Consider the following 10,837-nt stretch of genomic DNA (forward strand, 5'->3'; position numbering starts at 1 on the left):
TGGCGTGGGGCCCCCGCGCCCCCCCCCCGCGCCTCCCACCCCCCCCCCGGGGCCCGGCCCCGCGCCGGGCCCCCGCGTTCGCCGTTCGGGCCGGTGCTACGGCAGGGTGAGGATCTCGGCGCCGTCGGCCGTCACCACCAGGGTGTGCTCGAACTGGGCGGTGCGCTTGCGGTCCTTGGTGACCACCGTCCAGCCGTCCGACCAGATGTCGTAGTCGTAGCTGCCCAGGGTGAGCATCGGCTCGATGGTGAAGGTCATGCCCGGCCTGATCACCTCGGTCGCCCGCTCGCTGTCGTAGTGCGGGATGATCAGGCCGGAGTGGAACGACGTGTTGATGCCGTGGCCGGTGAAGTCGCGGACGACGCCGTAGCCGAACCGCTTGGCGTAGGACTCGATCACCCGGCCGATCACGTTGACCTGCCGGCCCGGCCTGACCGCCTTGATGGCCCGGTTGAGGGCCTCCTCGGTGCGCTCCACCAGCAGCCGCGACTCCTCGTCCACCTCGCCGCACAGGTAGGTGGCGTTGAGGTCGCCGTGCACGCCGTGGATGTAGGCGGTGGCGTCGATGTTGACGATGTCGCCGTCCTGAAGGACCGTCGAGTCCGGGATCCCGTGGCAGATCACCTCGTTGACGGAGGTGCAGATCGACTTGGGGAAGCCGCGGTAGCCGAGGTCGGACGGGTACGCGCCGTGGTCGCACATGTACGCGTGGGCGACCGCGTCCAGCTCGTCCGTGGTGACGCCGGGGGCGATCAGCTTCGCGGCCTCCGCCATGGCCCGGGCGGCGATCCCGCCGGCGATCCGCATCTTCTCGACCGTCTCCGCGGTCTGCACCTCGGGGCCGGTGTACGGCGTCGGGGCCGGCCGGCCCACGTACTCCGGACGTGCGATGTGCGCGGGGACCTTGCGGGTGGGGGACAGCGTGCCGGGTACGAGAGCCATGGCTGCGAGTCTATCGGCCGCGCCCCGCCCGACCGGCCGTGTGTACGGGCCGGGTGTCGGGAAAGGATCACCACAGGACGACGGAGCGACGGAGAGGTCCGCCATGGCACTGGGATTCGGCCGCAAGCCCACCGGCAAGCCGGGGGAGTGGTTCTACTGCATCAAGCACGGCAAGGTCGAGGAGGGCCCGGAGTGCCCCGCCAAGGACCGGCTGGGCCCCTACGCGACGCCCGGCGAGGCCGCCGCCGCCCTCGACCTCGCCGCCGAGCGGAACCGCGAGTGGCAGAACGACCCGCGCTGGAAGGACAGCCCGCCCACCCCCGGGTCGGACGACTCGTAGACGGGGTGGGCCCCAAGCCCTAGACCGGGTCGGGCTGGACCGCGGCGGCGGCGTCCGCGTCGGCGCGGGCCCGCTCGGCCGCCGCGCGGACGGCCGCCGCGTTCGGGTCGGTCCGGGCGTCGTAGGCGAGCAGGCTGGGCAGCGCCGCGGCCAGCGCCGCAACGCCCACCACGCAGGCCACGCCGCCCGTCCACACCGCGGCGCGGACCCCGAGCAGCCCGGCCATGCCGCCGGCCCGGACCTGCCCGAGCTGCGGGCCGACCGAGTAGCTGAGCAGCTCGACGCCGGCCATCCGGCCGCGCACCGCGTCGGGGATCGACTGGTTCCACATGCTGGCCCGGGCGGTGCCGCTGATCTGGTCGGCGCCGCCGGCCACGGCCAGGCAGAGCAGCACGAGCCAGATGTTCCCGGCGAGCCCCGCCACCGCCATCGCGGCGCCCCAGCCGAGCGCGGCGAGGACGAGCATCCGGCCGTGCCGGTGGATCCGGGACGTCCAGCCGCTGGTCGCCGAGACGAGCAGTGCCCCGGCCGCGGGCGCGCCGTAGAGCAGGCCCAGCGCCCAGCGCGCGTCCAACTCGGCGGCCAGGAACGGGAAGATCGCCACCGGGAAGGCGAACAGCATCGCGCAGACGTCGATCGCGTAGGTGCCGAGCAGGTCCTTGCGGCTCCAGGCGTACCGGACCCCGGTGGCGATCGCCCGCAGCGACGGCGGCTCGGCGCCGCCGGACGGCGGCACCGCCCGCATCCGGGCCAGCAGCAGCAGCGACGCCCCGAAGGTCAGCACGTCCAGCGCGTACGCGGTCTGCACCCCGGCGAACGCCACCACCACGCCGGCCAGCGCCGGGCCGGCCACCGATCCGACGTTGCGGTACAGCGAGTTGAGCGCGAAGGCGGCGGTCAGCTGGTCGTGCGGGACGATCCGCGGGGTGAGCGAGTCCAGGGCCGGCCGCTGGAGCCCGTCGACGGCGGCGACCAGCGCGGCCACCAGGTACACCGGCCACAGCACCGGGTGCGGCAGCAGCGCGTTCACCAGCAGCACGCAGGAGAGCAGGCCGAGCCCGCCCTCGGAGAGCAGCACCAGGCGGCGGCGGTCCAGTGCGTCGGCGAGCGCGCCGCCCCAGAGCCCGAAGACGATCAGCGGGACGAGCTCGAAGGCGCCGACCAGGCCGACCGCGAACGACGAACCGGTGATGTCCTTGATCTGCAGCGGCACCGCGACGTAGGTGAGGAAACTGCCGAAGCTGCTGACGCAGCCCGAACTCCACAGCAGCCGGAAGTCACGCGAGCCGCGCCACGGAGTGGTGTCCGGGCGCAGTCCGCGCAGGAGAGTCCGAAGGTGCCCTGGTGGGGCTGGTTCTGAGGTCACGGGGCGCCATCATCGGCCGCCGCCCCCGCGGCGGGCAACCGGATTTCTGCCCGCCGTCGACCCGCTCACCAGCGCAGGACGGGCGGCGCCGCGAGCTGCTCGGCGAGCCGGGCCAGCCGGGCCCGCACCCCGCGGCGCGGCGGGGCGCTCGCGGCGGCCGCGCTGACCAGGTGCTGAACGAGGTCGAACGGGCCCTCGCCGGCCACCGGCACGGCGAGCCGCTCGTGGGCCAGCGCGCCGAGCTCGTGGTCGCCGCTGTCCAGGGCCAGCACGGTGGCGCCGCCGCGCCGGGCGTCGTCCACCCGCTCCAGCAGTGCTCCGCCCGGCTCGTCCGGGGCCACCACCAGCACGGTCGCCCCGCGCCCGGCCCCGGCGAGCCGGTGCAGCCCGTGCGCGAGGTGGGCCGGCGCCCGCTCCGGCACCCGGTGGCGCAGCAGTACCGGCGTCAGGCCGTCGATGCCGGCGCAGACCGCCTCCTCGCCGAGGTGGGCGGCGAGGTGCCACGGCTCGTACCGGTCGGTGCCGACCAGCAGCAGGTCGACGGCGGTGCGCCGGGTGACCGAGCGGTGCAGGGCCCCGCCGAAGGCCCGGGTGACGTCCAGCAGGCCGGTGCCGGCCAGTGACGCGCTCAGTGCGGAAAGTCTCACCGCGTCCATGCGGCACAGAATGGAGCAGCGGGCGGTGGTTTGGCAGGATCTTCGGCATGACGCAACCCGAATCGGTGAATCCGGCCGCCGTGGCGGCCCCCGCTCCGCTCGACGTGCCCTCGCTCGTGGTCGGTGTCCTCGGCGGCACCGGCGACCAGGGCCGCGGCCTGGCGTACCGGCTGGCGAAGGCCGGCCAGCAGGTGGTGATCGGCTCTCGGACGGCCGAGCGGGCCGAGGCGGCCGCCGCCGAGCTCGGCCTCGGCGTGCGGGGCGCGGACAACGCCGCCTGCGCCCGGGAGAGCGACATCGTGATCGTCGCCGTGCCGTGGGACGGCCACGCGGCCACCCTCGAGGCGCTGCGCGAGGAACTCGCCGGGAAGATCGTGGTGGACTGCGTCAACCCGCTCGGCTTCGACAAGCAGGGCGCCTACGCGCTGAAGCCCGAGGAGGGCAGCGCCGCCCAGCAGGCCGCCGCCCTGCTGCCGGACTCCCGGGTCACCGCGGCCTTCCACCACCTGTCGGCGGTGCTGCTGCAGGACGCCGCGATCGACGAGATCGACACCGACGTGATGGTGCTCGGCGACGACCGGGCCGCGACCGACGCCGTGCAGGCGCTCGCCGCACGCATCCCGGGCATGCGCGGGATCTACGCCGGACGGCTGCGCAACGCCCACCAGGTGGAGTCGCTGGTGGCCAACCTGATCTCGGTGAACCGCAGGTACAAGGCCCACGCGGGCCTTCGTATCACCGACGTGTGACCCGTTCGACCGGCCCCCTCGCGGCAGCGCGGGGGCCGGTCGGCGACAATGGACGCCGACCGCACCCGTCCCGAGGAGCCCCCGACATGCCCCGCAACGCCCTGCTCGCCTCGATCGTCCTCGTGCTGTCGGTGACGGCCGCCGTCGTCTCCTTCGTGGAGGGCAACTGGTTCGGGGTGGTCTGGGTGCTGATGGCCGGCGTCGCGTCCAACCTGGCGTGGTTCTACGTCCGCAAGGAGCGCCTGGAGCGCGCCCGGGCCGAGCAGTCCTGACCCGGGCGGCCCCGACCCGGGCCCCGGCCCGCGGCGGGCGCCCGGCTCAGCTCTCCCAGAACCGGAAGAGGTACTGCCCGACCACCGGGTAGGCGTCGGAGACCCCGAACAGGTGGATGATCTGGAAGACCAGGTCGGAGAACCACCGGCTGGCACTCGTCTGCCAGAAGATCACGAACACCGCGAGCAGCCCGTACGGCGCGAACGGCTCGACCGCCCGGCGCGTCCGGTACGACAGCCACGGTTCGACGATGCCGTAGCCGTCCAGCCCGGGCACCGGCAGCAGGTTCAGCAGCGCGGCGCTGACCTGCAGGAACGCCAGGAAGCCGAGCGCGGCGGGGAAGGCCGAGACGGTCAGGTCGTGGCCCTGGTACTGGGCCGGCCGTGCCGGGTCGTCGAAGACGCCGGAGTTCACCAGCACCAGCAGGGCGATGCCGCACACCACGTTCACCAGCGGGCCGGCCGCCGAGATCAGGCTGTGCTTGAGCCGCCCCTGGATCCGGTGCCGCTCGATGTACACCGCACCGCCGGGCAGGCCGATCCCGCCCATGATCACGAAGATCACCGGAAGCACGAAGCTCAGCAGCGCGTGCGCGTACTTGAACGGGTTGAGCGTCAGGTAGCCCTTGGCGCCGATGGTGATGTCGCCGCTGTGCAGCGCGGTGCGGGCGTGCGCGTACTCGTGCAGGCAGAGCGAGACCATCCAGCCCGCCACCACGAACAGGAACACCCCGAACCGCGGGTTGCCGAACCCGCTGACCACCGCCCACCCCGAGGTGGCCAGGGTCGCCAGGAGGACCCAGAACACCGGACTGATCCGGTGCTCCTCGCTGCGGCGCTGCGTGGTGGCGAAGGTCATGGTGCGGGGCTCCGAGGGTGGCCGTGGACGGGCAGGGTCGATCATGCCGGGCGGCGCGAGGCGGCGACAAGCCGCCACGAGTGAACGCGCGGCGGCCCGCCCGGGTTCCGCGGCGGCGCGTCCGGCCGGGTGCCCGGGAGGGGCGTCCGGCAGCGGGGCGGGATATTCGTGCATGTGCCCGTCACCGCGTCGACCAGAATGGGCCCGTGTACTACGGCATCCTCGGAACCACCACGGCCCACCGCGCCGACGGCACCCCGGTGCCGCTCGGCGGTGCCCGGCTGCGGGCCCTGCTCGCCGCGCTCGCCCTCCGCGAGGGCCGGCCCGTCCCCGCGGACCTGCTGGTGGACGAGGTCTGGGGCGACGAGCCCCCGCAGGACGCCTCGGCGGCCCTGCAGACCCTGGTCGGCCGGCTGCGCCGCACCGTCGGCCGGGACGAGATCGGCTCCGGGCCGGCCGGGTACTGGCTCACCGGCCCACAGAGCGACGCCGGGGACTTCCGGCGGCTCGCCGCCGACGGCCGCCGGGCCCTGGCCGGGGGCGACCACCGGGAGGCCGCCGACCGGCTGCACGCCGCCCTCGCGCTGTGGCGCGGCCCCGCCCTCGCCGACCTGCCCGAGTCCGCCGGCTCGGCCGTCCGGCTGGAGGCCCAGCGCGACGAGGCCCGCCGCCACCGGATCACCGCCGACCTCGCGCTCGGCCGGGCCGCCGAGCTGACCGCCGAGCTCGCCGAGCTGTGCGAGCACCACCCGCTGGACGAGCAGCTGCACGCCCTGCTGATCCGCGCCCTGCGCGCCGAGGGCCGTACCGCCGAGGCGCTCCAGCAGTACGAGCGGGCCCGCCGCACGCTGGCCGACCGGCTCGGCACCGACCCCGGCCCGGAGCTGCGCGCCCTGCACTCCGAGCTGCTCGCGCCGGTGGCGCCCGCCCGCCCGGCCGCGGCGGCACCCGCGGTGACCGCGCCCGCTCCCGCCGCGGCGCAGGCGGTCGCACCGGCGCCCGGCGCCCGGACCCGCCCGCCGGGCAACCTGCGCCCCCGGCTGACCAGCTTCGTCGGCCGCGACACCGACCTCGCCGCGCTGGAGCACGCCCTGGCCGCCGGCCGGCTGACCACCCTCACCGGCCCGGGCGGCTCCGGCAAGACCCGGCTCTCCGTCGAGGCCGGCCGCGCCCACCTCGCCGCCGGGAGCTGGCCGGACGGCGTCTGGATGGCCGAACTCGCCCCGCTGGAGGACCCGTCCGCGGTGCCGGACGCGGTCGCCGCCGCCCTCGGCCTGCGCGAGACCGTGCTGCACACCGCCGGCGCCGTCACCGAGGTGATCGACGGCCGCCGCGGCGACCCCGTCCGCCGCCTGGTCGAGCACTGCGCACCGCGCCGGATGCTGCTCGTCCTCGACAACTGCGAGCACCTCGTCCAGGCCGCCGCCGACCTCGCCGACCGGCTGCTCGCCGAGTGCCCCGAGCTGACCCTGCTCGCCACCAGCCGGGAGCCGCTCGGCGTGCCCGGCGAGACGGTGCTCCCCGTCGAGCCGCTGCCCGACCCGGTCGCACTGCGGCTGCTCGCCGAGCGCGGCGCCGCCGCCCGGCCCGGCTTCAGCACCGCCGACGACCCCGAGGCCTGTGCCGAGATCTGCCGCCGCCTCGACGGTCTGCCGCTCGCCATCGAGCTCGCCGCCGCCCGGCTGCGCGGCCTGACGCCCCGTCGGATCGCCGACCGTCTGGACGGCCGGTTCGCCCTTCTCACCGCCGGCTCGCGCACCCTGCTGCCCCGTCAGCAGACCCTGCGCGCCGTCGTCGACTGGAGCTGGGACCTGCTCGGCAAGCGCGAGCGCGCCGTGCTGCGCCGGCTGTCGGTCTTCGCCGGCGGCTGCACCCTGGAGGCCGCCGAGCAGGTCGTCGCCGACGGCACCGAGGTCCGCGCCGAGGACGTCGCCGACCTGCTGCTCTCGCTGGTCGACAAGTCCCTGGTGCTCGCCGACCTCGCCGGCGAGGAACCGCGCTACTCCATGCTGGAGACGATCCACGAGTACGCCGCCGAACGCCTCGCCGAGTCCGGCGGCGACGGCGCCCAGGAGCGCCACGTCCGCTGCTTCCGCGAACTCGTCCGGATCGCCGACGGCAGCCTGCACGGCGCCGACCAGCTGATCTGGCTCGCCGTGCTGGACCGCGAGCAGGAGAACATCCGCGCCGCGCTGCGCGCCGCGGTGGAGGCCCGCGACGAGCAGGAGGCCCTCGTCCTGGCGCTCGGCATGAGCTGGTTCTGGTCGCTGCGCGACTACCGCCGCGAGGCCTCCGACTGGTACAACGCGGTCGGCGCGCTCGGCCCGGACGCGTACGCCGACGACGCGCCGCGCCCGGTGCCGCTGACGGCCGATCCGCTCGACGAGCCGCCGCCCATGGCGCGGGAGGTGCTGGAGGAGGCCCGCCGCCAGGTCCAGCTGCACCGGCTGGTGGAGATGTTCACCGGCAACATGGCGATGCTCGGGGACGCCGCGGCGATCGACCTCTCGCACCGGGTGCTGGCCACCTACACCCAGGACCTGCCGCAGGCCTATCGATTCCCGGCGCTGCTGCGGGTGTTCGCGGTCTTCCTCTCCGGCGAGATGGACCTGATGCGGGCGACCATGGACGACGCCATCGACGGCGCCCGCCGCCACGGCCGCCCGCTCGACCTCGCCTACGCCCTCCAGCTGCGCGCCCGGCTGCTCAACGACTGGGCGGGCTCGCTGGACCAGGCGGTCGCCGACAGTGCCGAGGCGCTGGAGCTCTTCACCCGGCTCGGCGACCGGTGGGGGATGTCGGAGGCGCTGTCCGCCCAGGCCGAGAACGCCGCGAAGCAGGGCGACGGACGGCGGGCCGCCGAGGCCTACCGCCAGGCCATCGACATCGCGACGGAGCTCGGTGCCGTCCAGGAGGTGCCGCTGCTGCGGATCAGGCTGGGCGAGACGCTGACCGAGTTCGACCCGGCCGGCGGCGAGGAGATGGTGCGCCGGTCCCTGGAGGAGGTCGAGGTCGGCAACCACGCCGCCGACGGCGCGCAGCTCTACGGGCGGCTGGTGCTCTGCAACCTGCACACCCAGCGCGGCGAGTACGACCTGGCGCTGGACCAGTTGGACCGGCTGACCACGAGCCAGGGCCAGTTCGGGCCGATCGTGCCCGGGGTCTTCCTCGGCATCGTGGCGTGCATCCGCGGCTGGGTGGTGGCCCGGGCCGGCGACCCCCGCCGCGGCCTGCGGCTGCTGGTCGAGGGCCGCCGCGACATGACCTCGGTGCCGGGCGGGGCGACCGTCTTCGCGGAGCACATGTCGATCATGCTGCTGATGCCCGCCACCGGCATCCTGCTGGCCTGTGCGGAGCAGCTCGGCAGCCCGGCGGCCGCCCGCCGGGCCGCGCTGCTGCTCGGTGCGCACGACGCACTGCACGGCAAGCGCGGCTCCCACATGGAGCGCGTGGAGCGCGACCGGATGGTCGCCGCGCTGCAGGCGCTGCTCGACCCGGCGGAGTTCGCGGCCGCAACGGCCGAGGGCGGCCGCCTCGACGTCACGGAGGCGGCCGCCCTGCTGGCGGTACCCGGCGACTACTGAGCCGCCGGGCCGGGTCAGGTCCGCTTGCGGAACCGCGCCACCGCCAGCGGCGCGGTGACCGCGGTGATCGCCACCGACCAGACCAGCACGATCGTCACCGAGTGGGTGAGCGGACCGCCGTTGATCAGGTTGCGGCAGGCGTCCGCGAGCGCGGACAGCGGGTTGTACTTGGTGAACGCCTGGAGCCAGCCCGGCATGGTGGTGGTCGGGGCGAAGATCGAGCTGCCGAACTGCAGCGGCATGATCACCAGCATGCTGACGCCCTGGACGGCCTGGGCGCTGCGCAGCGACATGCCGAGCAGCATGGAGATCCAGACGATCGACATGCCGAACAGCAGCGAGAGGCCGACGGCGGCCAGCAGGTGCAGGAAGTGGGTCCTGATCTCCAGCCCGAGGATCATCGAGAAGCCGATCAGGATGGTGAAGGACACCAGCCCTCGGCAGGTCTCGGCGACGATCTTGGAGAGCAGGACGGCGGCCCGGCCGATCGGCAGGGTGCGGAAGCGGTCCATCACACCGGACTGGAAGTCGCTGTTGAGTCCGGTGCCGACGGCCATCGCCAGGTTGAGGCCGGTGGTGCCGAGCAGGCCCGGGATCATGTACTGGATGTAGTCGTGCTGGCTGCCGGAGACCGCGCCGCCGAACACGTAGACGAACAGCACGGTGAAGATGATCGGGATCAGCAGGGCGTCGAGCATCGACTCGGGGTCGGCCTTGATCCGCATCAGGTTGCGGCGGGTCAGCGCGCCCACGTGGCGCAGGTGGCCGGACAGGCCGATCCGGGGGTCGTCGAGGTGGGCCGGGGCGGTGACCGGCGTCAGGGTGGCGGTGGTCATGCCACGGGCTCCTTCTCGGGGGTCGGGGCGGTGGAGGGCTTGCCGGTGATGGCGAGGAAGACCTCGTCCAGGCTCGGCAGCTCGGTGTGGATGCCGGCCACGGCGAAGCCGCGGGTGCCCAGCACGCCGATCACGGCGGTCAGCTGGTCGTCCGCGGTGAGCTGCACGGACAGCAGCCCGGTGTCGGCGGAGAAGGTGGCGGGGATCGCGGCCTCCCGGAGGCAGCGGGCCATCTCGGGCAGCTCGGCGGGGTGCTGCGGGCGCACCTGGAGGGTCTGGCCGCCGACCTGGGTCTTGAGCTCCTCGACGCCCCCGGCCGCGATCACCCGGCCGCGGTCGATGACGGTCAGCTCGTGGGCGAGCTGCTCGGCCTCCTCCATGTACTGGGTGGTGAGCAGCACGGTGGAGCCCTCGGCGACCATCCGCTGCACCTCGTCCCAGACCTCGTTGCGGGTGCGCGGGTCGAGGCCGGTGGTGGGCTCGTCCAGGTACAGCACCTTCGGCCGGCCGATCATGGAGGCGGCCAGGTCGAGGCGGCGGCGCATACCGCCGGAGTAGGTCTTGGCGGGCCGCTTGGCGGCCTCGGTGAGCGAGAAGCGCTCCAGCAGCTCGGTGGCGCGGGCCTTGGCCTCCTTGGCGGAGAGGTCGAGCAGCCGGCCGATCAGGTAGAGGTTCTCGTACCCGGACAGCAGCTCGTCGACGGAGGCGTACTGGCCGGTGAGGCCGATCGTGCGGCGCAGCTGCTTGGGCTGGCGCAGGACGTCGTAGCCGCCGACGACGGCGGAGCCGGAGTCGGGCCTGACGAGTGTGGAGAGGATCCGGACGAGGGTGGTCTTGCCGGCGCCGTTGGGGCCGAGCAGGCCGAGCACGGTGCCCTCGCGGACGTCGAGGTCGACGCCGTCCAGGGCCCTGGTCGAGCCGAAGGTCTTCACGATGCCGCGGACCTCCACGGCGTTGCCGGTGCGGGGCCCCCGGTCGGTCGGGGCGGTGGCGATCACTGTCATGCCCTCAGGCTGCCCGGCCCGGCTGTCGGCCCGCTGTCACGCCGCTGACAGCGCCCGCGCACCGCTGTCGGCGCGCTGTCGGGCCGCCGGCGCGCGAACGCGGGGGGGGCGGCGGCGGGGGGGGCGGCGCCCGGGCGCGGCGCCGCGCCCCGGCGCCGCGCGCGGCGCGCGCCCGCGGCCCGCGGGGGAGCGCCGGGGTGCTGAGCGCCGCGGAGGGGGATCGGGACGC

The 10,837-nt window shown here is 74.8% G+C and carries 10 protein-coding genes; 4 read left to right on the top strand and 6 right to left on the bottom strand.

The genetic code is table 11. The annotated features are described in order from the left end of the window. Positions 1-96: 96 nt before the first annotated feature. Positions 97-942 carry a type I methionyl aminopeptidase gene (gene map / locus ACFV0G_RS24770; RefSeq protein WP_380551907.1) on the bottom strand — a complete coding sequence of 282 codons (846 nt, stop codon included), beginning with the start codon at positions 940-942 and terminating at the stop codon, positions 97-99. A 103-nt stretch (positions 943-1,045) separates the two neighbouring features. On the opposite strand from map, the gene ACFV0G_RS24775 reads away from it, so the two are divergent. Next, complete coding sequence (locus tag ACFV0G_RS24775) at positions 1,046-1,282, top strand: hypothetical protein (protein ID WP_380551910.1); 237 nt, start codon at positions 1,046-1,048, stop codon at positions 1,280-1,282. Between the two features lie 19 nt (positions 1,283-1,301). On the opposite strand, the gene ACFV0G_RS24780 is transcribed toward ACFV0G_RS24775, so the two are convergent. Together ACFV0G_RS24780 and ACFV0G_RS24785 are read right to left on the bottom strand one after the other, a co-directional pair. Beyond that, positions 1,302-2,648, bottom strand: a complete 1,347-nt coding sequence (locus tag ACFV0G_RS24780) for an MFS transporter (RefSeq protein WP_380551913.1) — start codon at positions 2,646-2,648, stop codon at positions 1,302-1,304. 65 nt (positions 2,649-2,713) lie between these two features. Then, on the bottom strand, positions 2,714-3,304 hold the full coding sequence (locus ACFV0G_RS24785) for a hypothetical protein (protein WP_380551916.1): 591 nt from the start codon (positions 3,302-3,304) through the stop codon (positions 2,714-2,716). Positions 3,305-3,351: 47 nt separating this feature from the next. Here ACFV0G_RS24785 and npdG point away from each other — a divergent pair, with 47 nt between their 5' ends. Beyond that, the gene (gene npdG / locus ACFV0G_RS24790; RefSeq protein WP_380551919.1) at positions 3,352-4,053 is read left to right on the top strand and encodes an NADPH-dependent F420 reductase; all 702 of its coding nucleotides are present in this window, start codon (positions 3,352-3,354) and stop codon (positions 4,051-4,053) included. A gap of 86 nt (positions 4,054-4,139) precedes the next feature. Next, positions 4,140-4,325: a hypothetical protein gene (locus tag ACFV0G_RS24795; RefSeq protein ID WP_380551922.1), complete on the top strand. Its 186-nt coding sequence runs from the start codon at positions 4,140-4,142 to the stop codon at positions 4,323-4,325. A gap of 46 nt (positions 4,326-4,371) precedes the next feature. Here the strand turns inward: ACFV0G_RS24795 and ACFV0G_RS24800 are convergent, their stop codons facing one another. After that, positions 4,372-5,184: a site-2 protease family protein gene (locus ACFV0G_RS24800; protein ID WP_380551925.1), complete on the bottom strand. Its 813-nt coding sequence runs from the start codon at positions 5,182-5,184 to the stop codon at positions 4,372-4,374. Between the two features lie 206 nt (positions 5,185-5,390). Here ACFV0G_RS24800 and ACFV0G_RS24805 point away from each other — a divergent pair, with 206 nt between their 5' ends. Next, positions 5,391-8,768 (top strand): BTAD domain-containing putative transcriptional regulator, encoded by a 3,378-nt coding sequence (locus ACFV0G_RS24805; protein WP_380551928.1) that lies wholly within the window; start codon positions 5,391-5,393, stop codon positions 8,766-8,768. 14 nt (positions 8,769-8,782) lie between these two features. On the opposite strand, the gene ACFV0G_RS24810 is transcribed toward ACFV0G_RS24805, so the two are convergent. Further along, the gene (locus tag ACFV0G_RS24810; protein ID WP_380551931.1) at positions 8,783-9,604 is read right to left on the bottom strand and encodes an ABC transporter permease; all 822 of its coding nucleotides are present in this window, start codon (positions 9,602-9,604) and stop codon (positions 8,783-8,785) included. Continuing rightward, on the bottom strand, positions 9,601-10,608 hold the full coding sequence (locus tag ACFV0G_RS24815) for an ATP-binding cassette domain-containing protein (RefSeq protein WP_380551934.1): 1,008 nt from the start codon (positions 10,606-10,608) through the stop codon (positions 9,601-9,603). Before ACFV0G_RS24815 ends, ACFV0G_RS24810 begins: the two co-directional genes overlap by 4 nt. Positions 10,609-10,837: the final 229 nt, after the last annotated feature.

Origin of the sequence: Kitasatospora sp. NPDC059571 (genome assembly GCF_042735675.1) — a bacterium.
Lineage (GTDB): Bacteria > Actinomycetota > Actinomycetes > Streptomycetales > Streptomycetaceae > Kitasatospora.

Coding starts and splice junctions, on each gene's coding strand:
- map (WP_380551907.1), bottom strand. CDS start 942: ATGGCTCTCGTACCCGGCACGCTGTCCCCCACCCGCAAGGTCCCCGCG.
- ACFV0G_RS24775 (WP_380551910.1), top strand. CDS start 1,046: ATGGCACTGGGATTCGGCCGCAAGCCCACCGGCAAGCCGGGGGAGTGG.
- ACFV0G_RS24785 (WP_380551916.1), bottom strand. CDS start 3,304: ATGGACGCGGTGAGACTTTCCGCACTGAGCGCGTCACTGGCCGGCACC.
- npdG (WP_380551919.1), top strand. CDS start 3,352: ATGACGCAACCCGAATCGGTGAATCCGGCCGCCGTGGCGGCCCCCGCT.
- ACFV0G_RS24795 (WP_380551922.1), top strand. CDS start 4,140: ATGCCCCGCAACGCCCTGCTCGCCTCGATCGTCCTCGTGCTGTCGGTG.
- ACFV0G_RS24800 (WP_380551925.1), bottom strand. CDS start 5,184: ATGACCTTCGCCACCACGCAGCGCCGCAGCGAGGAGCACCGGATCAGT.
- ACFV0G_RS24810 (WP_380551931.1), bottom strand. CDS start 9,604: ATGACCACCGCCACCCTGACGCCGGTCACCGCCCCGGCCCACCTCGAC.
- ACFV0G_RS24815 (WP_380551934.1), bottom strand. CDS start 10,608: ATGACAGTGATCGCCACCGCCCCGACCGACCGGGGGCCCCGCACCGGC.